General features: G+C 49.4%; 24 protein-coding genes. 16 read left to right on the forward strand and 8 right to left on the reverse strand.

Annotated features, from left to right (window positions below):
• The first annotated feature begins 338 nt into the window (after positions 1-338).
• Both EKM94_RS09290 and EKM94_RS09295 read left to right on the forward strand, forming a co-directional pair.
• A complete protein-coding gene (locus tag EKM94_RS09290) occupies positions 339-755 on the forward strand; it encodes a hypothetical protein (protein WP_125600869.1) in 417 nt (138 codons plus the stop codon).
• Positions 694-1,935, forward strand: coding sequence for an A/G-specific adenine glycosylase (locus EKM94_RS09295; RefSeq protein ID WP_125600872.1), 1,242 nt, complete (start codon positions 694-696; stop codon positions 1,933-1,935). Before EKM94_RS09290 ends, EKM94_RS09295 begins: the two co-directional genes overlap by 62 nt.
• A 248-nt stretch (positions 1,936-2,183) precedes the next feature.
• Here the strand turns inward: EKM94_RS09295 and EKM94_RS09300 are convergent, their stop codons facing one another.
• From EKM94_RS09300 to EKM94_RS09310, 3 genes are all read right to left on the reverse strand, one after another.
• Positions 2,184-3,602 (reverse strand): aldehyde dehydrogenase family protein, encoded by a 1,419-nt coding sequence (locus EKM94_RS09300; RefSeq protein ID WP_191987504.1) that lies wholly within the window; start codon positions 3,600-3,602, stop codon positions 2,184-2,186.
• Positions 3,603-3,950: 348 nt separating this feature from the next.
• On the reverse strand, positions 3,951-5,456 hold the full coding sequence (gene abc-f / locus EKM94_RS09305) for a ribosomal protection-like ABC-F family protein (protein ID WP_125600874.1): 1,506 nt from the start codon (positions 5,454-5,456) through the stop codon (positions 3,951-3,953).
• Between the two features lie 12 nt (positions 5,457-5,468).
• On the reverse strand, positions 5,469-5,675 hold the full coding sequence (locus tag EKM94_RS09310) for a hypothetical protein (RefSeq protein ID WP_125600877.1): 207 nt from the start codon (positions 5,673-5,675) through the stop codon (positions 5,469-5,471).
• 256 nt (positions 5,676-5,931) lie between these two features.
• On the opposite strand from EKM94_RS09310, the gene EKM94_RS09315 reads away from it, so the two are divergent.
• The 3 genes from EKM94_RS09315 to EKM94_RS09325 all read left to right on the forward strand — a co-directional run bounded on the left by EKM94_RS09315 (position 5,932) and on the right by EKM94_RS09325 (position 7,663).
• The gene (locus EKM94_RS09315) at positions 5,932-6,162 is read left to right on the forward strand and encodes a hypothetical protein (RefSeq protein ID WP_125600880.1); all 231 of its coding nucleotides are present in this window, start codon (positions 5,932-5,934) and stop codon (positions 6,160-6,162) included.
• Between the two features lie 142 nt (positions 6,163-6,304).
• Positions 6,305-6,511, forward strand: a complete 207-nt coding sequence (locus tag EKM94_RS09320) for a hypothetical protein (protein WP_125600883.1) — start codon at positions 6,305-6,307, stop codon at positions 6,509-6,511.
• A gap of 687 nt (positions 6,512-7,198) precedes the next feature.
• The gene (locus tag EKM94_RS09325; protein ID WP_125600886.1) at positions 7,199-7,663 is read left to right on the forward strand and encodes a GNAT family N-acetyltransferase; all 465 of its coding nucleotides are present in this window, start codon (positions 7,199-7,201) and stop codon (positions 7,661-7,663) included.
• 197 nt (positions 7,664-7,860) lie between these two features.
• Here the strand turns inward: EKM94_RS09325 and EKM94_RS09330 are convergent, their stop codons facing one another.
• On the reverse strand, positions 7,861-9,048 hold the full coding sequence (locus EKM94_RS09330; protein ID WP_125600889.1) for an NADH-dependent flavin oxidoreductase: 1,188 nt from the start codon (positions 9,046-9,048) through the stop codon (positions 7,861-7,863).
• Between the two features lie 175 nt (positions 9,049-9,223).
• Here EKM94_RS09330 and EKM94_RS09335 point away from each other — a divergent pair, with 175 nt between their 5' ends.
• Positions 9,224-9,481: a hypothetical protein gene (locus EKM94_RS09335; protein WP_125600894.1), complete on the forward strand. Its 258-nt coding sequence runs from the start codon at positions 9,224-9,226 to the stop codon at positions 9,479-9,481.
• Positions 9,435-9,719 carry a hypothetical protein gene (locus EKM94_RS09340; protein WP_125600897.1) on the forward strand — a complete coding sequence of 95 codons (285 nt, stop codon included), beginning with the start codon at positions 9,435-9,437 and terminating at the stop codon, positions 9,717-9,719. The genes EKM94_RS09335 and EKM94_RS09340 overlap by 47 nt, the downstream gene beginning before the upstream one ends.
• A gap of 368 nt (positions 9,720-10,087) precedes the next feature.
• Here EKM94_RS09340 and EKM94_RS09345 read toward each other — a convergent pair whose 3' ends face one another.
• Positions 10,088-10,729: an SDR family oxidoreductase gene (locus EKM94_RS09345; RefSeq protein WP_125600900.1), complete on the reverse strand. Its 642-nt coding sequence runs from the start codon at positions 10,727-10,729 to the stop codon at positions 10,088-10,090.
• A 329-nt stretch (positions 10,730-11,058) separates the two neighbouring features.
• Here EKM94_RS09345 and EKM94_RS09350 point away from each other — a divergent pair, with 329 nt between their 5' ends.
• The gene (locus EKM94_RS09350) at positions 11,059-11,457 is read left to right on the forward strand and encodes an iron-sulfur cluster biosynthesis family protein (RefSeq protein WP_125600903.1); all 399 of its coding nucleotides are present in this window, start codon (positions 11,059-11,061) and stop codon (positions 11,455-11,457) included.
• A 450-nt stretch (positions 11,458-11,907) separates the two neighbouring features.
• Here EKM94_RS09350 and EKM94_RS09355 read toward each other — a convergent pair whose 3' ends face one another.
• On the reverse strand, positions 11,908-12,237 hold the full coding sequence (locus tag EKM94_RS09355; RefSeq protein ID WP_125600906.1) for a hypothetical protein: 330 nt from the start codon (positions 12,235-12,237) through the stop codon (positions 11,908-11,910).
• A gap of 697 nt (positions 12,238-12,934) precedes the next feature.
• Positions 12,935-13,804 carry an Rgg/GadR/MutR family transcriptional regulator gene (locus tag EKM94_RS09360; protein WP_164511180.1) on the reverse strand — a complete coding sequence of 290 codons (870 nt, stop codon included), beginning with the start codon at positions 13,802-13,804 and terminating at the stop codon, positions 12,935-12,937.
• 199 nt (positions 13,805-14,003) lie between these two features.
• Between EKM94_RS09360 and EKM94_RS12445 the strand changes: the two genes are divergently transcribed.
• Positions 14,004-14,144, forward strand: coding sequence for a hypothetical protein (locus EKM94_RS12445; protein ID WP_164511181.1), 141 nt, complete (start codon positions 14,004-14,006; stop codon positions 14,142-14,144).
• A gap of 838 nt (positions 14,145-14,982) precedes the next feature.
• The gene (locus tag EKM94_RS09365; RefSeq protein WP_125600911.1) at positions 14,983-15,597 is read left to right on the forward strand and encodes a hypothetical protein; all 615 of its coding nucleotides are present in this window, start codon (positions 14,983-14,985) and stop codon (positions 15,595-15,597) included.
• Between the two features lie 517 nt (positions 15,598-16,114).
• Here the strand turns inward: EKM94_RS09365 and EKM94_RS12650 are convergent.
• On the reverse strand, positions 16,115-16,348 hold the full coding sequence (locus EKM94_RS12650; RefSeq protein ID WP_225422204.1) for a hypothetical protein: 234 nt from the start codon (positions 16,346-16,348) through the stop codon (positions 16,115-16,117).
• Between the two features lie 12 nt (positions 16,349-16,360).
• On the opposite strand from EKM94_RS12650, the gene EKM94_RS09370 reads away from it, so the two are divergent.
• From EKM94_RS09370 to rsmG, 6 genes are all read left to right on the forward strand, one after another.
• A complete protein-coding gene (locus EKM94_RS09370) occupies positions 16,361-17,428 on the forward strand; it encodes an MFS transporter (RefSeq protein WP_225422203.1) in 1,068 nt (355 codons plus the stop codon).
• Between the two features lie 418 nt (positions 17,429-17,846).
• Entirely contained in the window at positions 17,847-18,020 is a 174-nt protein-coding gene (locus EKM94_RS12450) for a hypothetical protein (protein ID WP_164511182.1), read from the forward strand.
• A gap of 544 nt (positions 18,021-18,564) precedes the next feature.
• Complete coding sequence (locus tag EKM94_RS09375) at positions 18,565-18,948, forward strand: hypothetical protein (protein WP_125600917.1); 384 nt, start codon at positions 18,565-18,567, stop codon at positions 18,946-18,948.
• Positions 18,949-18,998: 50 nt separating this feature from the next.
• Positions 18,999-20,297, forward strand: coding sequence for an MFS transporter (locus EKM94_RS09380; protein ID WP_125600920.1), 1,299 nt, complete (start codon positions 18,999-19,001; stop codon positions 20,295-20,297).
• 399 nt (positions 20,298-20,696) lie between these two features.
• Positions 20,697-21,185, forward strand: a complete 489-nt coding sequence (locus tag EKM94_RS09385) for a hypothetical protein (RefSeq protein WP_125600923.1) — start codon at positions 20,697-20,699, stop codon at positions 21,183-21,185.
• Positions 21,186-21,341: 156 nt separating this feature from the next.
• Entirely contained in the window at positions 21,342-22,076 is a 735-nt protein-coding gene (gene rsmG, locus EKM94_RS09390) for a 16S rRNA (guanine(527)-N(7))-methyltransferase RsmG (protein WP_125600926.1), read from the forward strand.
• Positions 22,077-22,119 lie beyond the last annotated feature (43 nt).

Genomic DNA, 22,119 nt, shown 5'->3' on the forward strand with positions numbered 1-22,119 from the left:
TCGCTAAGAATAATCTCACCGCTGAGCCACACGTCCTGAGGCGGTTGCTAGGCAGAATTGAGCCTATCTGCAATCGAAGTTGAGTATTCGACGAAGTGCATTTGCAAGTAAGCGGTCAAACAATCGCCCTTTTTGGGGTGTAAGGCAATCCCAACTGATTTGGATTAGGAGACCGGTATACTTTGCGTAGGCTGAACATCTCCACTCGTTTGCTTAACAATCCACGAGTGGAAAGCCGATCGATTCAGTTGATTCGTCAAGATTCTGCTCGAGTTCATCAAACAAACTGTACTGGTGTCACCAATTTAAAGCTGGTAACCACTAACCACGGCCGTTAATTGCGTGGATCCTCATCAATTGGCGATAGCCTGTCAATTGGCGTGAGTGCTCAAACGACTGCTATAACGTTGAGCGGCTGGAGCGGAGAAATTCGGGGTGAGATCGCCGTGAAATTGTCCTTGGCGGCTTTGCCGCTTAGGACAAGGCCTGATTTTGAGACAAGCCGCGCACTTTGCGGATTGGCTCAAAACAGCGCCCACAGCGAGCTCACCCCGAATTTCGCAGCGCAAGCTGCGGACAATCTACTTTCAACAAAATACAATCATCACCACCCAACCACAACAGTTTTTTTGCAAAAGGCGGGGAATTCGGGTACGCTTAGCGCAGTATTCAAGATAAGTGGGGAAACAGAAAATGAGCAAGACGCAAGCAACCGTAGCAAGTTTGGCCGACCATTATTTGACCTGGTCACCTGAAAAAATCGCCGCGTTCCGCCAGACGTTGTTGAGCTGGTACGACGCTGAGGGCCGCGACCTGCCTTGGCGCCAAGATCAAGAGCCGTATCATATCCTCTTGAGTGAGATCATGTTGCAACAAACCCAAGTGCAAACCGTGATACCATACTACCAACGTTTTTTGGCGGCGCTACCGACGATTCAAGATTTAGCGACGGTGCCGGAAGAACAGCTGTTGCAATTATGGTCAGGCCTGGGTTACTATTCCCGGGCCCGCAACTTGCAGAAGGCGGCGCAACAATTGGTGCACGACTACGCCGGTGTTTGGCCGCGCACGGCCGCCGAACTGGTGGATCTGGCTGGAGTTGGGCCGTATACTGCTGGCGCGATCGCGAGTATTGCTTTCGGCGAAGCGGTGCCGGCAGTGGATGGCAATGCTTTTCGCGTCTTTGCCCGCTTGTTGGAAATCGACTTGGATATCACCAAGCCGCAGACGCGCTTGGTATTCAGCGCGATCATCGCCCGCTTGATCGACCCGGCGCGACCTGGCGATTTCAATCAGGCAATCATGGACATCGGCACCCGTTACATGACCGCCAAGAATCCAGATGAGACCCAGTCACCTTTGCGCCGTTTCGATGCCAGCGCGGCGGCGGGCACGAGTTTGCAATATCCCGTTCGCCAGAAAAAAGCGCGGCCGGTGGTCCAGCATTATTTCGCCTTGGCGATTCATAGTCCGGCGGGGTGGCTCTTGTTGCAGCGGCCGACCACGGGGATGCTGGCGCGGTTGTGGCTATTCCCCCTGTTGGATCAGGATGAGCTGCTAACTGCCAGCCAAGCTGACCAGCCCGACAAAACCCTGACCACGGCAAATCCGTTAGCGGCGCCCGCCAAAAATGGTGCTGGGCAACCAACCGAGCCGCCGAGTGACCCGGCAGTTTTGTTGGCGGCGGTGACGACGGCGTGGCAGGCGTTAAGTGGGTGGCCGACACCACTCCCGCTGCGTGATCCGCATTTGCCGCTGGTCAAGCACACCTTTACCCACCGGCAGTGGCAACTGCATTTATTGACGGCGGAGTTGCCGCAGGTGCCCGATTTGGCCAATTTACCCGGCCGTTGGTTCGCGGCGGCAGATTTCCCCGCGGCGGCCTTGCCCACGGTCCAGCGGAAAATGTTGCAAGCGCTGGACTTGCCTAATTAGGGTTAGCGCTGCAGGTGGCCAACAATAAGGTTGGCAAAAGCGCCCGCTCAAGAAATCCAATGGCGGCGTTCAAAGCTGAATCATTCAAAATTTTAGCTGGGCGTCAGTGCTACGACGCAACGCAAAAGTTTGGATCTAAGCGCTTCTTCCTAACAAAACCTCCCGATATACTAAAGCGCATTTTAGTATGCTGGGAGGTTTTTTGCCGAGGTGACAATTACTGCAGTCGCTTAGGCGGCTGTGTTTTTCTAATATTCATGTAAAACGTCGCGGATCTCGTTGATCAATTCGTGGGGCCGCCGGGTTGCGCGAGCGACGGTTTTGATATTCAACAAATCGAAGTCGGTCAAATTGTGAGAGATCGAGTTTTTGCCGTAGGAACCGGTGCCTAAAGTCAGGGAAGGGGTCAGCTTGTTGAAGAGACCGCCGATGCCGCCTAGGGAGCCAGGGGTGTTGACCAGGATCCGGCAGGCGGGCATCATGGCGCCAAAGCGTTCGATCAAATCGTTGTCTTGGGAGTGGACGACGGCAGTGTGGCCTAAGCCGCCGTAATTCAACAGTCCCAGGCAAATACTGAAGGCGGCCTGCTGATTATTGGCCACGTACATGGACAAAACCGGGGACAACTTTTCTCCGGAAAGTGGGTAGTTGGGACCGATGCCGGCGATTTCGCCGATCAATAACTTTGTGTTCGCAGGGACTTTGATACCGGCCAAGGCGGCGATGCGGGTGGCGCTTTGGCCGGCGATCGGGCCGCGCACGGTGTGGCGTTCGGGATCGATCACGGTGGCGCTCAACTTGGCCACGTCGGCTGGCGCCACGAAGAAGGCGCCTTGCCGCTGGAATTCTTGTTTGACTGCTTCGAGAACGTCGCGATCGACGACAATGCTGTTCTCGGAGGCGCAGATCATGCCGTTGTCGAAAGTCTTCGACATGATGATGTCAGCGACGGCGTTGGCGATGTTGGCGGTTTTCTCAATGTAGGCCGGCGCGTTGCCGGGGCCAACACCCATCGCCGGTTTGCCGGTGGAATAGGCGGCTTTGACCATGCTGGGGCCGCCGGTGGCCAAGACCAAGTTGACTTGCGGATGGTTCATCAACGCGGACGTGGCCGCAATGCTTGGTTGCTGGATCCACTGAATCAAATTCGCCGGCGCTCCCGCGTTGACCGCCGCCGTGGCCAAAAGTTGACAAGTAGCGCTGCCGCATTCCTGAGCTTGGGGGTGTAAGCCGAAAATAATCGCGTTCCGCGTTTTCAAAGCCAGCAAAATTTTGAAAATCACCGTGGACGTGGGATTGGTCACCGGCGTTACCCCGGCGATCACCCCTAGTGGTTCCGCGATTTTTTCCAAGCCGTTATGCACGTTGCGACTGATCACGCCCACGGTTTGGTCGTCTTTGATCTCATTCCAAATGTATTGACTGGCATAAATATTCTTGATTGCTTTATCTTCCGCGTTGCCCCGTCCGGTCTCCTTGTAGGCGAGAAAGGCCAACTCCTTGGCGTGCCGGATCGCGGTGCGCACGATCGCGGCGCAGATCGCGTCAACTTGCGTTTGATCGTAGTTCTGATATTTCTTGAAGGCCACCACCCCACGGCTGACCAATTGGTTGATCGCGTCATCCACATTGGGCGCGCTGATCGCTGTCGTCGCTAACTTAGACATTTTCAACATCTCTTTCAAATTTGTTCAGGTTCTGACAACTTCATCCTAGAACGAATGAAAACAGATGTAAAGCGTTTGAAATCCACTGGTACAGGGAAAAATCAGCGCTTTTAGAATGCTGATATAGTTGAATAGTCACTATTGTTTCTGTAAACAGACCAGCCGCAAGCCGACTATTTCTGAAAAATAGCCACTCATGGCACTTTTTGGAAAGTGGCAAGAAAATATTTTTGGTACAGAAAATAGAACAGTCCGGGTTGTTAGACCGGACTGTTCTATATCAGCAAATTCAATTAAAGCGACGAAGGATCAGGCGCGGTGGCCGGCACCTTGGCCCCGTCCGCTTCGCTAGGATTGCGGGCGAAGCTGAACGACTTGGTCGGTGACGTGGGCGATGAAGTCCTGATCGTGTTCGATCAACAATAAGGTGGGCTTGAAATCGGTGATCAGTTGTTCCAATTGTTCCTGATTGAAAACGTCCAAATAATTCAGCGGCTCATCCCACAAATAAAGTTCGGCTGGTTGCGCCAGGGATTTGGCCAACTCGACTTTCTTCTGCTGGCCCATACTCAACTGCTCGATCCGACTGGAAAACGCGTTGCGCGGCAGCCCTAGCTTATGCAGATTATTCAAGAACAGCTGGTAATCCAAGTGCTGAGCTTCGGCAAAGTCGGCCAGCGAACCGCGGTTATCCTGATAATCCTGCCGCACGCGACTGATCCTGAGCTGATCCGACAATTGGAATTGACCGCTGCGCATACCGCGGAATTCACCTAAAAGCGTGCGGATCAATGAAGATTTGCCCACGCCGTTGGGGCCAACCAGCGCCAATTGTTGGCCCCGGTCAAGCTGGAAACTGACCGGTTGAAATAAGGGCCGGTCCTTTTCATAACTCAATTGGAAATCTTTCACCGTCAACAAATTTTTGCGAAAAGTCGGTTGAAAATTAATACCCAAGGGATCAATATATTCAATATTTTTCAGGAGCGTTTCTTTTTCACTGATCTCTGTTTCCATGCGATGTTGGAGATTCTTAGAACGTTTCATCGTGCGGGCGGCGCGGGCGCTGATAAAGCCGGTATCGCCGATCGCGCCGCTGTTTTTGACGTGTTGTTGCCCGTATTTGTCTTTCTCACGGGAATGGGACCACGCCGCCTTTTCCGCCGCGGTTTGGCGCAACCGCCCGATATCTTTTTTGAGTTTGCTGTTTTGCGCTTGTTCGTAATCATCTTGTTGCTGCTTTTGCTGCTCGTAACTGCTGAAATTCCCTTGCATCAAGGTCAACTTAGCCTTATCAATGGCCAAAATATGGTCGGTCGTTTCATCGATAAAATGTCGATCGTGACTGACAACAATGAAACCCTGGTGCTTCTGGCGCAAATAGCGGGCGACTTGCTGCCGACTTTGCAGATCCAAATGATTGGTCGGTTCGTCGATCAGCGGGTAGTTGGTCGTATCCGTGAACAACAACGCCAGCAAAACCTTCGTCTGTTCGCCGCCAGACAGGTCAGAGAAAGGCCGCCACAGCACGCCTTCATCCACTTGCAACAAGTTCAATTCACGCTGGACCTCCCACAATTCACTGGGCGACAGCGCGGCGATCAACTCGTAGGTCAATTGCGTCGGATCGGCGATCGTTTGCGGAAAATAAACGAAATTCAGCGGTTGGTTGATCTCCCCGGAGAAAGGTAGCTGATGTTGTAACAATTTCAGCAGGGTGGTTTTCCCCCGACCGTTACGTCCGATCAGGCCTAGTTTCCAGGTCGATTCTAAATTTAAGTCGGCGTGGTCAAACAAGAGCGTGCCTTGTTGATCGTAGCCAAAGGTTAGGTCTTTGATTTCAATTTTAGGCATAGATTCATCACCTCAGAATACTTTTTGAAAAATGGGGTTGGTTGATTTGGGGGCTTGATTGCGGGGTTGGGTGGGTGTTGCGCGTGAGCGCAACCGGCTGGGACTGCTGATGCGGACTGGAACGTGGTGGGCACTGTTTTGAGCCAATCCGCAAAAAGCGCGGCTTGTCTCAAAATCAGGCCTTGTCCTAAGCGGCAAAGCCGCCAAGGACAATTTCACCACTGAGCCGCGCAGTCCCAGCCGGTTGCTGGGCAGAATTGAGCCTATCTGCAATCGAAGCTGTGTATCTGACGAAGCGCTTTTGCAAATGTGGTGGTCAAACAATTGCTACTTTTTGGTGGTACGGCAATGTCAACAGATTTCGGAAGTTTATGCGTTGTTATTGAACCTATGCTTGATTGCGGGTGTGGTTGGGTTTAGTGGTGACGCAACCGCCTCAGGACGTTTGTCGTGGCTGGAACGCAGTGGGCATCGTTTGAAGCCAATTCCAAAAGCGGGAATTGTCTTCAAATCGAGCCTTGTCCTAAGCGGCAAAGCCGCCAAGGACAATTTCACCGCTGAGCCACACGTCCTGAGGCGGTTGCTAGGCAGAATTGCGCCTATCTGCAATCGAAGCGAAGGATTTGACGAAGTGGTTTTGCCAGGTAGAGGTCAAACAATCGACTATTTTTGTGGTGGTACGGCAACACCAACGGATTCGGATTAGGTAGTCAGGCCATTTTGCGTAGGCTGAGCATCTCTACTCATTTCCTTAACAATCCTTGGCGAAACCGACCGATTCAGTTGATTTTCTGAGAGCTAGGTCTGTTCATCAGACAGACTTCGCTGGTGTCACCAATTTGAGGCTGGTGACCACTGACCACGGCCGTCAGTTGCGGGGCTCCTCATCAATTGGCGATAGCTTGCCAGTCGGCGGGAGTGCTCAAACGATTGTTATAACGTTGAGCGGCTGGAGCGGAGCGTGGCGTTGGTGGTCCGTTCGTTTGTTGGCGGAAGGTCGGGCTGGGGGTGAGTCAGCCGCGATATTATTGTTGGCGATTTATCGCCTACAATAAGGCCGAGTTTTGAGATTTTCGGCGGGTTTCCGAAAAGCTCAAAATCGTGCCCGCCGCGTTCCACCACCCCCAGCCCGACCTGGAGCCCCACCACACCTGCCCACCACCAACGCCACGCGCAGCGCAAGCTGCGGCCAATCTACCTATAGGCAGTACAAACGGCCACCAATCAGTCTGCGCAAGGATCAGGCTCGCAAGGTTATTTTGACAAATTGGACACAAAAAGAGACCACACCCTTGAGCACTAAATCGATCCAAAAACGCACAGAGAACCCCCTTGTTGTTCAACAAGACTGTTTAGCTCAACTGTTGTTTTGAATTAATTTAGATTCTCAACGGCATGATCCCTCATTTCGACATTTATAATACGCCCAGTTTAGCGCATCAACTGACTAATTGTCAACACTAAGTTCCCGCAATTAATCCCGTGCTGCGATTCGTTATCAGGGCTTGAAATAAAACCACTAAAAAAAAGAGTACCGGGCAAGCCGATACTCTCTCAAGGAATCATCCATTAATGGGTGTTCACGGAATCACCCTCGAAAGGGGTTCCAATATATAAATTGTTTTAACACCAATCAGTCAGTTTGGCTAGTGCTGGTGCTTCTTTTTTTCGCGCAGATGTGCAAAATGGCAACAAATTTGATATGGTTAGTTCGACCAAATAATCATCGAAAAGAGTAACCAATGGAAATCAACACCCAGCGCTGCCTGATCCGTCGTTTTCAGGAAAGTGATCTCACTAGTTTTATGGCTTATCACAATGATTTGGAGTGGATGCGTTATCAAGGCCTGAAAGGGTTGACGAAACAGGCTTATGCGGCTATTTTGTTGGGCGACGAGGATTTGACCAAGGGCGTCCAGCTGGCTATTATTAGCCGCGAGACCGGCGCGTTATTGGGCGACATTTATCTCAAACAAGCGGATGATAGCTGCTGGCTCGGCTATTCGATCCGCCGAACTGAAGCGCGGCACGGCTATGCTTTCGAAGCGGTCAGCGCGGTGATCCGGCGGCTAAAAGAGCAAGGCATCACGACGATCAAAGCCGAAGTTGCCCGGGCCAACGTGCCGTCGCTTGGTCTCCTCAAGAAACTAAACTTCATCGATCAAGCGTCCACGGGCACGGAATTACTCTTGACATTGCGCCTTTAGAAAAACGTGAAGGTGCTGGCAACGAACCCGTCAGCGGCGCCTGATCCAGGGGTTAATCGCCATTCATTCGCATCCAAACGCCGACAAAAAACGCCAAGCAACTAGTCTTGACGTTTTTTTAAATGCTTGCCTGATTTCAGCACTTTTTTAAATGCTGACTAATTCAGCGCTTTTTCAAGCGTTAATTAGTCTGAACGTTATTTACCGCCACTAAGATAGTGGTCGATCCGGGCGTTGGCGGCATCTTGGTTGACGTCCTTGGCGGTTGTCAGTGGGATCCCGTTTTCACCGCTGAGGGCGATCAGGATTTGCAGGAAAGGCGGCTTGATGCCCAATTCGTCTAAATCATCCGGCGAGATCGCGTAGCGGATCGCTTGTTCGTCATGATGTTCGACTTTTTGGACCCATTGTGGTTCGCGCAAGCTCTGGCGACCGATGGCGACTAAATCGAAAGCTGTGGCAGCCTTTTCCACATCGGCAGGCGTTTGCAGGTCGCCGACCACGATCAGCGGCATTTTGCCAGCCAAGTGAGCCTTGATCGTCTCGTTCAGGGGGGTGGTGATGCTAGGATTGTTCAGCGATTTGCGCCAAACACTGCCCATGGAAACGTGGAGATAATCGAGAGGTTGATCCTTGAGCACATCGATAAACTTCAAGGTATCCTCAAAAGTGATCCCTGGCTTCTCGATTTCTTCAGGCGAGATCCGATAGCCGATAATGAACGGCTTGGTGGCGTATTCGTCCACGACCCGATTGACTTCGCGAATAATATCCAAGGCGAAAGTCATCCGTTTCTCCACAGAACCACCGAACTCGTCGGTCCGTTGGTTGGAATGAGGGGAGAAAAATTGTTGGATCAAGTAAGTGTTGGCACCGTGAATTTCCACACCGTCAAAACCAGCAAGGATCGCCCGGCGCACAGCCTGGCCGAAATCGGCAATCGTCGCGTAAACTTCCTCAGTGGACAGAGCGCGCGGCGTTTCCGAGCCCGCCCGCAACGCCGCGACCGCGCTGGCGCTAACCGGTTGTTGACCGCGGAGCACCTGACTATTGGTCATCCGCCCAGCGCTGAAAATCTGCAAAACAGCCCTGGTGCCATCCTGTTGAATCGCGTGGGCCAGCTTGCGCAGACCGGGGATAAAACGATCATCGGCGACACTCAGCTCACCTTCAAACCCCTTACCCAAATCGTTAACGTTGGCAACGGCGGTGATGAACATGCCGACACCGCCAGTATGAGTGCCATAATAACTCAATTCGGCGTCGCTGACGCTACCATCGTGAAAGCCCATCGTTTCCGTCATTGGCGGGATAACGACGCGGTTCTTCAGGGTAATGTCCTTATGCAAAAACTTGTATGGTTCGAGAAACTTGTATTCTGTCATGTCAAAGCCTTCTCTTTCCTTGGATTTTTTTGGTAAAGCATATTGCTGTGATTGATTGGAAAAATAGGTGGTGCTGTTTTTTGTTCTGCGCTTGATTGCAGGTTTTTGGTGGGTGTTGCGCGTGAGCGCAACCGGCTGGGACTGCTGTTGCGGACTGGAACGTGGTGGGCATCGTTTGAAGCCAATTCCAAAAGCGGGAATTGTCTTCAAATCGAGCCTTGTCCTAAGCGGCAAAGCCGCCAAGGACAATTTCACCACTGAGCCGCGCAGTCCCAGCCGGTTGCTAGGCAGAATTGCGCCTATCTGCAATCGAAGTGAAGAATTTGACGAAGTGCTTTTGCAAGCTAGCGGTCAAAAAGATGGCCCACTTTTGAGGTGGTACGGCAATGCCAACGGGTTTGGATCAGGTAGTCGGGATATTTTGCGTGGCTGAACATCTCACCGTTTTCTTGACAATCCTTGGGTGGAAACCGATCAATTCAGTTGATTCACTGAGAATTAGGTTTGTTCATCAAACAGACTTCACTGGTGACACCAATTTAAGAATTGTGACCACTAACAACGGTCGTCAATTCCGTGGATCTCCATCAATTGACCATAGCTTGCCAATTGGCGTGAGTGCTCAAACGGCTGTTAAAACGTTGAGCGGCTGGAGCGGAGCGTGGCGTTGAAACGTGTTCGCCGACCTAGCTTCTTCCGCTTAGCTACGCAACTATTCTGGAGGCATAAACCAGCCTCCAAAATAGTTGCTAGGCTAATGCTCAGAAGCTGACCAGGTCGGCTCACACTCTGGCGTTGGTGGTCTGTTTACTCGTTGGCGGAAGGTCGGGCTGGGGGTGAGTCAGCCGCGATATTATTGTTGGCGATTTATCGCCTACAATAAGGCCGAGTTTTGAGATTTTCGGCGCTCTTCCGAAAAGCTCAAAATCGTGCCCGCAGCGTTCCACCACCCCCAGCCCGACCTGGAGCCCTACTACACTTGCCAACCACCAACGCCACGCGCAGCGCAAGCTGCGGCCAACCTACTTTTAATACCGGGCTAATACCAGGCTGGCTTGTCGCCATCGGTATTGGGCTTGTTGATGCCCACAGAATGCCGCAGATTCTCCGTCGGATCATCGATCAGACGCTTAACAAAGGCAGCCACACTCTTCCGTGAAACCTCAGTCCCTTTGAAGTCTTCGCCCTTTTGCGTCAATTCATAATCAACTTCATCTTTGTTGTCCAGCCAAGCCGGCCGAATGATCGTATAATCCAAGTCAGACTTCTCAACTTGTTCGGCCGCCGCCGCGTAAAGTGGTAAGTAGCCTTCGTCCAGTTGTTCATGATTCCATTCGCCGAACTTGCCGGGCACTTCGTCGTAGATCCCTAAAGTTGAGATCCAGATCAACCGTTTCACGCCTAATTTGTCCATGACATTAACAACTTTGCGCGCTTGGACTTCGATCGTCCCGCCAGCCAAGTTGGCGTAGACCACATCAGCGCCAGTGATTGCTTTGGTTAGATCGGCTTCTTTGGTGGCGTCGCCTTCGATGATTTCGGCGTTGCCCGTGGCTTCATTCTTCAAACGTCCAGCGTTCCGTAAAAATAATTTCAGGTCAACCTTTTTGTCAGCCAGTAATTGAGCTGTTGCTAAACGGGCGATTTGACCATTAGCGCCCAAAATAACGACTTTTGTCATAAAAATTACCTCCACTTTCAGTTTACACCACTAATTTTAAGTAAGTAGTCAACTGAATGCAAGCAAATGCAACTGTGAGGGGTTGATCATTCTGAGCGAAATCTGTCGCGATGGAAATTGGACGAATGGCGAAGTTTGTGCGCTTAGTCCCTGGCGACGTCAAGCAGAATAAAGTTAAACGCTGATCAACCGTTGATATTAGTGACATTTCGTCGCGCAGGCGGCTTACTTTTTTTAAGCAGTTCCGTTGCAATCGGCGCACAAGACGGCTACAATGAAATAGTAAGAGTTGTGCACAACCTTTTTTAAAAAGGATGAGGTGATTTAGCATGGAAATCAAAATCAAAGAGGCGGCTCAAACCTATTTGGCGAATAAAATTACCAAGGATGAGCTGGTGCTGCTAGCATTGGATGATGGATCGAACAAATTCTCAAACATGGGTGGCTCCTGTACGATCGGCGCTAAATTCCAGTTGGTTCTGGTAGATCAGCCTGAGAACGGCTATGATCAGGCGTTGGCCAATGAACAGGGTCTCCATTTCTTTACCGGAAAACCCGAGTTGATGTATTTGACGGATGGCTTGGCTCTGGATTTTCACAATGGTTTCTTGATTCTTCGCGACAACAGCGGCATCTTGGATAGCGCCGTTTCGATTACGCGTTACCAAGCGCCCACGACTGCCGAACTCAAAGAGAAAATGATGACTGACGGCGTGAAGAACTGCTAAACGCCGATGTTTAGGCGCTGTTTCGCGCATGGATCATATTTTACAGGTTACCCCAACGCGGCCACAAATCGCGATTCCAGTCCCCCCCGACTGCTACGCGCTTCTTATTACCTGTTAGACACTTCCTCCCCCCCCTGTGTTAACAATCTGTCGGCCGCGCTCTAAAAAAGGAAAAAACTGATTCGAACCATTTCTGTTGACGCTAAACGGAAATGGCCGAATCAGTTTTTTTGTGGGCGTGATCTTGGTGTGATCACGTTGGGGTCATCATGTGGGCCTGATCACGGGCGTGGATCCAAGCTCGCCAGCGCTCCGCCAGTAATCCAAGCAGTAATCCAGTCAGTAATCCGGCAGTGATCCGGCCAGTTATCCAATCAACAATCCGATCAGCGCTCCGATCAACAATCTAATCAGTAATCCAATCAGCGCTCCAATCAGCCAATTGACCGCTCAGTGGGCCAAGACCGCGTCCAGTTGCGTGATCAACATTTTGGTGATCGTCGCTTCGGTCAGGTCAACCGAGGGCGCCTCGCCAAGGAGCGCTTGTAAGGTCAATAACGGTTGCTCGCCATCCGCCAGATCCCAAGCTGACCGGAGATCCAACCGCTGAGTGTGTTGGTTCAAAACAATGGTGTAACGCCGCACCTTCAGGGCATAAGGATCATGAAACTCACCTGGTTGGAGATAAGTGTTGATCAAAATTCCGATCCGATGGGCCAATTGAGGACAATCCCTTTGTAACTGCGCCGCCGAGAAATTCGTTGAAATAGTTTTTAACATTTCTTCAGTCCTCCTAACTTTTATTTTAACCAAATCTATTATAACGCTTTTTTGGAAAAATAATAGCGAAAACGCTAGGCAATTTGACCTTTTTAAGCGGCGCCGAACTTGAAGGTGATCGTTGGTGCCTGGGCCGCTGCTGGGGCTGGCTATTGAGCCGATTAAGCTGGTCGATTTACTTCAAAAAAAGCCCCAAGCTAGGCAAACGGGCGCTAGCGTTGGGGCAAGAATAGGTTCGCGGTGGCAGACTTTCAAGCATTATTTTTGTAGGGGCGAGAGCGTTGCCATACCAGCAGGCCACAGCAGCCTAAGGTAGCCAAAAGCGTTAGCAGGATTGTCCCGGTGACAGTCGAAATCAGTAAAGAAAGACCGTATCCGGCCAGGAGTAAGCCGGCAATCAACCACCAGGTGATTCGATCATCTCGGAATTGGGCCTGTTGGTAGTGGCGGGCTAGCCACAGGCCGAAATACAGCAGCATCACGCCGATATACAGAAAGTTAATGACGAAAGCGAACGATTTCGTGTTTCGTGACCGATATTTTAAGGCTATTCGATGACATTGGCTAGCCTTACCACGAATAGCATAAAGTAGCATTGTTTACCAAGGACTCTAATTATAAAGCGGATGACGAGACTCGGACTCGTGACTCCAACTTGGGAAGTAGATGTGAAAGAAGATCATTCTGGGATCAATTACTAAGATTTATCCGTAACCGATTCAATGTATGCTATCCATTCCTCCATGTCCAACCATTTTAAATATTCAATGAATTGTTCATCCCTTGTCTGATCATTATCGGCACCTTCAATTTTCAACTTTATAAAATTAAAGATTAGAATATACACTTTTAATTCCACGTCACGATTGGATGTGGCTATTTTTTTGAACTCAGTAAATAATTGGTTGAAAAGATCGTATTCTTTTCGGTCTAACATCAAAGTGATCGCGTTAACATATAAAACCTTTAAATCTGTTTGATAATAGTTGCTATTTTGATAGAAATAAGCATTTTTTATCATCGTTTTGAGACAACTAGCGACAAAGTCAGTATCAAAAACAAACATACAATTTGTAAAAGCAACTAGTTCAAAACGCCCCCAATTTGAAATAGTTAACAAGTATTGTTGAATATTTTCTTTGATTTGTTTGACTTCAGTGGGATGGACACCAAGTGAGTGAGTCCGATAATTGGCGATTAGGAATAGTTGTGCATATAGAGAATAATATAAGAAATCACCAGTGGCATGATACTCACTCATGTACTGTCGATATTTTTCTAACACAATTGGTAAATTTGGCGATAAATCTTTCTGGTTTATTAGTTGCCGAAATTCATTTTTCACTTTATCTTTTACGGGTGCTGAATTCTTATTATACAGAAATTCATATTCCTCAATGGAGATATTCATTCGATCGAGATAATTCAATAATGCATCAAAACTAACGTGCGACCCCTTTTTTTCAAAAGAGATCAAGGTCGTTCGATGTGTAATGTTTCTTGAAAGTTCGACTTGTGTAAGCCCACGTTCCTCACGGAGTTTTTTTATTAAATTACCATGTTCCATCAGTTGAATTCCTTTCATGTCGAATTACGCAACATTTTGTCTTTATCTAGATATGGTTGCCCTTATAATAAAGATAACATATGAAGGTGATCACATGAATGAGCATCATTTGATTTTAGATGATTGGCCTTGGCGTACAATTCCACCTCAATAATGGTAGTTAATGTAAAGACAATCTCGAAACAAGGAGAGTTTCATTATGAAAAAATCATTTACCAGCTGTTTAATTGCTGCGATGCTAATGGGTACCGCCGCGGTTTCTACGACATCGTTAATTAGCGCAGCTGAAGATACCAGCACTTCTACTGCTATTTTTACCCAAAATTGGGGGTGGCAATAATAATGTCCAAAAAGACACAAGATAGCCTAAGAGATCTCATGATTCTGCTTTCGGCATTCGGCGCCTGGTTAGTCACTGGCGCGGAAAATACCCCACAAATTCGAATATATCTGTTAGTAATAATTGCTATAGTCATACTATTGGGCTTCTCTAGACATAGAAGAGCAGAAAAAAAGCAAGCGGACAACGATGTTACCGCGCGCAAACGCTAACTTAATCATCGTGGATGTCGTTGACTTGTCTCGTTGTATATGTTGTCGTTGACTGCCGCCACTTCCAGCAATCTAAATAGCATTATCAAGAAACCGCCCCTGATCAGCACTTCCCATTATTACTAGGAAGTCGTCATCAAGGGCGGCTCTTTTTGGGTCTAGAATTTTTGGTGTTGGAAAATGATTCTTCACCAGGTGTTCTAGACTTCTTTGATGCCATAAAAAGGCATCTACGCCTCGCTTACAGAGAAAGATGGACAAAGGCAGCAGCTGTCAGTTACTTCGGAAACATCAATTCACGCGGTGCTAGGTTTCCGGTTTGACATGACAATCAGCCTGCTGTTAAATTCAGCAATCTCTGTTGTGACGAAGCTGGGCTTAACGGAATAGCGACGCACCATTTGCTAAGCATTAATAAACAATGAGCTAAACGCTTAATAACGGAAAAATATTTTAATTATATTAGAAAAGTTCATAGACATTATTTGTGATTTAGAATATAATTGGGTGTGAAATCGATTTCAAAAAATGTCTTTGAAAGTAGTGGTCATGCCGCAAAGTTCACTGATCATCTTTGCGGCATGTGTTGAAATTTCCCTTTGATTTTGTAGACTGGAAGTGGCAGAATGCATAAAAAATCTAGGTGGTTAGTTGTTGTTGGGCTTCTTATCACGCTAGTGGTGGTCGGCATTTCGGTTCAGGTCAACCGTCCGAACAAGCGTGATCACCAGTCAGTTGATTCTTCTCAAAAATCAGCCAGCAATTCTAGTAGCAGTAAGTTGGTTAGCGGCAGTAAATTCGTTAATAATCCTGAGGGCAATCACTATATCGATTTATATAACCAAATTTATACGTCCACCATAAAGGGCCAAGCCAATTCAAAGGAAGATTTTGCCAATGCACGCTGGCAAGCCCTTGATTTAACTTCAGTGGAGACAATGTCACGATCAAAAGCGGAAGTCTTCTTCTATGATTCCCTTTTAGTCATTCGGTATCCCAATAAAACGGAAACAGCAGGTTTCGTTATTAGTAAAGTTACGCCCATCAAGAAGAAATCTGGTATCTCTGGGTATGAATTTGAGCTTCAACCAACGACTGAACCTGGCGGTGATTTATTTGCCACTGGTCGGATTCAACTGATCAATGACGCCTACCGTGCGGTCAAGTTGGTTGATCCGGACAATCTTTTGAAACTAGGTCAGGTCACGTTACTTTACGAAACAGATTCCCAAGATTCATAGTGTGATCCTTGCAAGCGATGTCAGCTGATCTTGGAAAAATCGGTCGGGGAAAATAGCGGCGATTTTGACGAAACTTTAATCGTTTTGACTTCTTGAAGTAAGGCTTTACTAGAATAAAGGTTTTTATCCGTGTGGGACACCCAGTGTTTATATCTTATTAGCGTTTTATCAAGGTGCGGTCAGCCGCTCTGGCTGCGGCCGAAAGCGAAAGGGAAAGAAGGTGGCAATTATGAAGCTATTTAAGGACAACTTTGAACGTCGCCTCAACACCTACCACTGCTTTGATAAAGGCTAGTTAACCCCCCCTTATCACTCGGAATAAAATGGTTATTGAGGCTACTGCAAACGCAACGCTGTGTTTACGATGGCCTTTTTGTGTTGTCCAACGACTTTTTGAAGTTCCGTTTTCGCATGCGGGGAGCTACTAACTTCGGACTGATTGATGCTGATCACGTTGAAATCCGTCACAGGTTGCACCAGTCTTTTTGCGAGTCGTGAGATCAGCCGGCCTAAAGCACTAGCCGTCAAAGCGCCATGGCAGAGTTGAGTAGGCATCGCAACTACGCTCTTGCAATGGCACCGGGAGGAACATAATGGGTAAAAATAAGATTTGGTTAATGGGCTCTGTTTTATTTGCGGAGCTTGGCAGCAGCATTTTTACATTTGCATTATCACTAAGCATTTTAGCAAAAACAAACAGCGCCACCGCATACAGCACGGTGTTGGTCGTTGGCGCGGTCACCTCGATCATTCTCACGCCTATATTGTTGACCGCTTTCCTAAGCGAGCGCTACTCATTGGGTCGCAGCTGGTCAGTATTGTGTCCTTGCTTGTTTTTGGCCTTTTTCTCCAGTGGGGCGGGCAAGTCAGCGTGATCTCTGTTTCCATTCTGACCGTTTTCCTCAACATCAGCGACATTAGTTATGGCAGCACGTTGATGACCTCTGCCGTTTATATTGTGTCCTCGGAAGAACAACTGATCGATTACAATAGTACACAACAGTCGATGAGCTCATTCGCGTCGATGATGGGACCACTGTTAGCAGGCGCCGCGTACTCGTTTATCAACCTCAAGCTCTTCTTGGGTTTCGAGGTGTTCTGCGAAGTCATCGCAATTATCTTTTTCCTAAAACTACCGTACTCTAAACGTCCAAGTATCCGTTCAACCGACTTAGATTCAGATTCAATATCGACCAATAATGCCACATTTGTGGAGACGATCAAATATTTGCTGAAAGAACACGTGGTCCTGCTCTTGATGCTGGGGATGCTCTTGATCAATTTCTTGATGTCTAGCCTGACAGTGGGGCTGCCCTATGTCGTCTTCACGAAACTGTCGGGTAATTCGCTCTCGATCGGACTAATTGAGATCGCCGTCCCCGTGGGGATGATCATCGCTTCGCTGGTAATGCCCTATCTAAAGTTCAAGCGGAGAGAGCTCTCATTGATTGTGCTGAGTTGGATCGTGTGCGGTATCTTAATTGCCAGCAATGGTGTGGTTATCCAGGCGTTCGCGTCACCGCTAGTTGTTTTTACGGCTCTTATTTTCCTGATCAGTCTTTTGATCGGGATGGTTCTGGTCACCGGGAAGATCCCCCTAGTCACCTATATGCAAAAACAAATTCAGCCCAAGCAACAAGGCAAGGTGTTCTCACTGCTTGACGCCTTTGTGCAAGTAGCGGTTCCATTGGGAACGGCAGTCTTTGGTTTCCTGTTTGACCGGCTGGCGGCGCCCGCGATCTTTATCATCGCGGGAACACTGATCGCCCTTTTCTCCGTGATCCTTGTTCCGTTAGGCCTTCGCGATGTGCCAGGTGACGAGCAAGATTGAAGCGGCCTGAATCCAGGATGAACCGGCGCTTAACGTTGCTTATTCAGCTCCAGCACCCAGTCAAATGATGCTTGGTTAAAAAATACTAGGCAATTTAGCCGTTTTATGATAAATTACTTAATAAGTGTAAATTAATGGAGAAAGAAGGAAGCGACATGTTGTTAAATCGAAAAAATAATCGCACAGTAAGTCGCAGCATGGCCACTTCTTTTCGGGGTAACGTCAAACTTCCATTTTGATCGGTGGGAGTTCAGACGGACAAAGATTAGACTGCCCAATGCTGTTGGTCATTGGTGCAGTCTTTTTTTACGGTTTTTTCTACACTTTTTTCTACACTTAATTGCGGGTTTGGTGGGTGTTGCGCGTGAGCGCAACCGGCTGGGACTGCTGTTGCGGACTGGAACGTGGTGGGCATCGTTTGAAGCCAATTCCAAAAGCGGGAATTGTCTTCAAATCGAGCCTTGTCCTAAGCGGCAAAGCCGCCAAGGACAATTTCACCACTGAGCCGCGCAGTCCCAGCCGGTTGCTAGGCAGAATTGAGCTTATCTGCAATCGAAGTTGGGTATCTGACGAAGCGGTTTTGCAAGATTGAGGTCAAAACAATCGTCCATTTTTTGGTGGTACGGCAATACCAACGGATTCTAGAAGCCTGTGCTTAATTGCAGGTCTGGTGGGTTTGGGTGGTGACGCAACCGCCTCAGGACGTTTATCGTGGCTGGAACGCGGTGGGCACTGTTTTGAGCCAATCCGCAAGTCCGGCGGCTTGTCTCAAAATCAGGCCTTATTCTAAGCGATAAATCGCTAAGAATAATCTCACCGCTGAGCCACACGTCCTGAGGTGGTTGCTAGGCAGAATTGAGCTTATCTGCAATCGAAACGAAGGATTTGACGAAGTGCTTTTGCAAGCTAGAGGTCAAACAATCGCACACTTTTAAGGTGGTACGGCAATGCCAACGGATTGGAATCAGTTGGTTAGTACAGGTTGAGTTGGGTGAACATATTTACCTGCTTCATAAACAATCCACGAGTGAAAATCGACCGATTCAGTTGATTCACCGAGTACTAGGTTTGTTCATCTGACAGACTGCACTGGTGTCACCAATGCAAAGATTGTAACCACTAACCATGGTCGTCAATTGCGTGGCTCTCCATCAATTGGCGATAGCTTGCCAGCCGGCGTGAGTGCTCAAACGGCTGTTAAAACGTTGAGCGGCTGGAGCGGAGAAATTCGGGGTGAGATCGCCGTGAAATTGTCCTTGGCGGCTCTGCCGCTTAGGACAAGGCCTGATTTTGAGACAAGCCGCGTACTTTGCGGATTGGCTCAAAACAGCGCCCACAGCGAGCTCACCCCGAATTTCGCAGCGCAAGCCGCGGCCAACATTGAAACGTGCTCCGCTCAACTGACTTCTGTGCTTAGCTACGCAATGGCTTCGGAAGCGAAGCCCGCTTCCAAAGCCATCGCTAGGCTAATGCTCGAAGTCAACCCGTTGCGCTGCGCATTCTGGACACACTTTATATAGAACAAACGAATGAAGAGACAAACTTTCTGGGGAAAGTTTTTGGAGGAATTATGACAGATTCAACAAATTATCAACAAAATAAGGCCAAGAATTGGCGCCAACAAATCTCGATCCTACTGATCAGCCAAACCATCTCCATGTTCGGCTCGATGGTCAGCGGCTTCGCGGTGGTCTGGTACATCACTTTGAAAACCGGCTCCGGCATGTGGGTCACCTACGCCACGCTGGCCAACACCGTCCCCTCGGTGATCATTTCCTTGTGGGCTGGCGTTTGGGCCGATCGGTACAGCCGACGTAAATTGGCGATGATGGCCGATGGCGGGATCGCTTTGGTCACATTATTAATGGCGATTTTGTTCGCGTTTGATATCGACGCTTTGTGGCTGCTGCTGATTTTACTGGCGGCGCGCTCGGCGGGCAATGGCATTCAGTCGCCTAGCGTGAACGCGCTGGTCGCCGACATTACGCCGACTTCGGATCTTTCGCGGATCAACGGGATCTACAACACTTTGGCGTCGTTCTCGCAATTGATGGCGCCGGCGATCGGGGGCGTGATCCTAGCCAACTTCGACTTGAACTTCGCTTTTTGGCTGGATGTGATCACAGCGACGATCGGGATCAGTATGATCGGCACGCTGAAATTGAAACCACAGGCACGGATCCGGGAGAAATTGGGAATTTTCCAAGAAATGGCCGCGGGGCTCAACTATGTCAAAATGCGGCCGTTGATTTTAGGCTTGATGATCGCCTACTTCGCCTTTTTCGTTTTATTGGCGCCGGCCAGCGTTTTGTCGCCGGTGTTCGTTGAACGGGCCTATGGCGAAAACGTGATGTATCTGACCTGGTCGGAGGTGGCCTGGTCGATCGGCAGCGTGATCGGCGGGGTCTTGGTGTCTCTGCACAAGGTCATCAAAGATAAAATCGGCGCGATTTCCTTAGTCATGATCGTCTGTGGCGTGGTCTTTGGCGTGATCGGGTTTGCCAGCAATATCGTTTGGTACTGCGTGATCATGGCCATCGGCGGGCTGGTGTTCCCGTTGCTGCCTACCGCGGACACGACTTTGATCCAAGAAAACGTCGAACCAGAATTCATGGGCCGCGTTTTCTCAGTCTTCGGGATCTTCGTCGGCGCCACCACCCCGATCGGCACCCTGATGTTCGGGCCGCTGGCGGACGTGATTGATATTAAATGGATCTTCTTGGGCACCGGTATCTTGAATATTGTGGTCGGCTGGCTCTTCTTGAAGAAAATGGCGACCTACCGCCGACAAGAACTGGCTAAACACGGGGTGATCGGTTCAAAATCAGCCGCTTCAAGCAATCACGGCGACGAAAGCGAAGCCGAGTGATCACCGGAGATCTCTTTGATTTGGCTGATTGATGGCGGGTGTTGTGCGTGAGCGAACCGGCTTCTATTCGTGCTTTTTCGCTTGATTGCCGGTGTGGTGGGTTTGGGTGGTGACGCAACCGCCTCAGGACGTTTGTCGTGGCTGGAACGCGGTGGGCACTGTTTTGAGCCAATCCGCAAGCCCAGCGGCTTGTCTCAAAATCAGGCCTTATTCTAAGCGATAAATCGCTAAGAATAATCTCACCGCTGAGCCACACGTCCTGAGGCGGTTGCTAGGCAGAATTGAGCTTATCTGCAATCGAAGCGAAGGATTTGACGAAGTGCTTTTGCAAGTGCGGGGGTCAAACAATCGCCTTCTTTTGGGGTGGTACGGCAATGCCAACGGATTTGGATCAGTTGGTTGGTACATTTTTGGAAGCAGAACATCTCTACTCGTTTCCGTAACCATTTCATGTGTGGAAACGGATCGATTCAGCCAATTCATCAAGATCATGTCCTAGTTCATCAGACAGACTTCGCTGGTGTCACCAATTTAAGGCTGGTGACCACTAACCGCGGTCGTCATTTGCGGGGCTCCTCATCAATTGGCGATAGCTTGCCGGTCGGCGTGAGTGCTCAAACGGCTGTTAAAACGTTGAGCGGCTGGAGCGGAGAAATTCGGGGTGAGATCGCCGTGAAATTGGCCTTAGCGGCTCTGCCGCTTAGGCCAAGGCTCAGCTTTGAGATTCGCGGTTTTTGCGAAGCTCAAAGTGACGCCCACAGCGAGCTCACCCCGAATTTCGCAGCGCAAGCTGCGGGCAACATTGAAACGTGCTCACCGACCCAGCTCCCTGCGCTTAGCTACGCAATTGTTCCGGAAGCAAAGTGCGGCTTCCAAAACAATTGCTAGGCTAATGCTCAGGAGCTACCCGGGTCGGTTCGCACTCTGGACCCAAGCAATCGTCGCAAAAATGTCGGGAATCATCTTGCAAAATGTAGCCATTTTCGTTAAAGTAAAAGGGAGTGTGTGAAACACAAAACTGTTTCACGAGAGATGAGGAAAACCATGTCACCAGAAGCCTTTCAGCAACAACTCGCAGATGACGGCATTACCATCACTGCCCCCCAAATGACCCAGTTCGCGACATACTACCGCTTACTGGTCCAAACCAACGAGCAAGTCAACTTGACGGCGATCACTGCCGAACCCGAGGTTTATTTGAAGCACTTTTATGATTCGTTGACCTTGGCGTTGGCGTTGCCAGAACTGCAGACGCAGCCCTGGTCCTTGCTGGATGTGGGCGCTGGCGCGGGTTTTCCCTCGTTACCTGTTAAAATCGTTTTCCCGCAGTTGCAGGTGAGTATCGTGGATTCGTTGAATAAGCGGATCAAATTTCTGCAGGAGTTGGCTGGGGAGCTGGATCTGGAGCAGGTGGCGTTTTATCATGATCGCGCCGAGGATTTCGGGAGTAAGCGTTCGAGTCATCGCCAAAGTTACGATGTGGTGACGGCGCGGGCGGTGGCGAATTTGCCGGTGTTGGCTGAGTTGTGCTTGCCGTTGGTCAAGAAGGGCGGCTATTTCGTGGCAATGAAGAGCGCGAAAGGCGACGAGGAATTAGCGGCGGCGGATTATGCCATTAAGATTCTCGGCGGCAAAGTGGTGGCGACCAAGACGTTGACGTTGCCAGAAACGGCCGATTTACGTAAAATCATCATTATCCAAAAAACCAAAGAAACACCGAAAACATACCCACGGAAGCCGGGGACTATTGCCAAGGCACCACTGGTTGATCGCGTGTGATTCAGCGTCAACAGGGCATGACCGAGAATATTAAGGGGGATCA

This window comes from Lapidilactobacillus achengensis (assembly GCF_003946655.1).
GTDB classification, from domain to species: Bacteria; Bacillota; Bacilli; order Lactobacillales; family Lactobacillaceae; genus Lapidilactobacillus; species Lapidilactobacillus achengensis.

Bases quoted from the DNA above. Each gene is read 5' to 3' on its own strand.
- EKM94_RS09355 (WP_125600906.1), bottom strand. From the start codon at position 12,237: ATGTTAAAAACTATTTCAACGAATTTCTCGGCGGCGCAGTTACAAAGG.
- EKM94_RS09340 (WP_125600897.1), top strand. From the start codon at position 9,435: ATGCCAACGGGTTTGGATCAGGTAGTCGGGATATTTTGCGTGGCTGAA.
- EKM94_RS09295 (WP_125600872.1), top strand. From the start codon at position 694: ATGAGCAAGACGCAAGCAACCGTAGCAAGTTTGGCCGACCATTATTTG.
- rsmG (WP_125600926.1), top strand. From the start codon at position 21,342: ATGTCACCAGAAGCCTTTCAGCAACAACTCGCAGATGACGGCATTACC.
- abc-f (WP_125600874.1), bottom strand. From the start codon at position 5,456: ATGCCTAAAATTGAAATCAAAGACCTAACCTTTGGCTACGATCAACAA.
- EKM94_RS09330 (WP_125600889.1), bottom strand. From the start codon at position 9,048: ATGACAGAATACAAGTTTCTCGAACCATACAAGTTTTTGCATAAGGAC.
- EKM94_RS09380 (WP_125600920.1), top strand. From the start codon at position 18,999: ATGACAGATTCAACAAATTATCAACAAAATAAGGCCAAGAATTGGCGC.
- EKM94_RS09345 (WP_125600900.1), bottom strand. From the start codon at position 10,729: ATGACAAAAGTCGTTATTTTGGGCGCTAATGGTCAAATCGCCCGTTTA.
- EKM94_RS09365 (WP_125600911.1), top strand. From the start codon at position 14,983: ATGCATAAAAAATCTAGGTGGTTAGTTGTTGTTGGGCTTCTTATCACG.
- EKM94_RS09350 (WP_125600903.1), top strand. From the start codon at position 11,059: ATGGAAATCAAAATCAAAGAGGCGGCTCAAACCTATTTGGCGAATAAA.
- EKM94_RS12650 (WP_225422204.1), bottom strand. From the start codon at position 16,348: ATGATCGAGGTGACCGCGCCAACGACCAACACCGTGCTGTATGCGGTG.
- EKM94_RS09325 (WP_125600886.1), top strand. From the start codon at position 7,199: ATGGAAATCAACACCCAGCGCTGCCTGATCCGTCGTTTTCAGGAAAGT.
- EKM94_RS12445 (WP_164511181.1), top strand. From the start codon at position 14,004: ATGAAAAAATCATTTACCAGCTGTTTAATTGCTGCGATGCTAATGGGT.
- EKM94_RS09300 (WP_191987504.1), bottom strand. From the start codon at position 3,602: ATGTCTAAGTTAGCGACGACAGCGATCAGCGCGCCCAATGTGGATGAC.
- EKM94_RS09360 (WP_164511180.1), bottom strand. From the start codon at position 13,804: ATGGAACATGGTAATTTAATAAAAAAACTCCGTGAGGAACGTGGGCTT.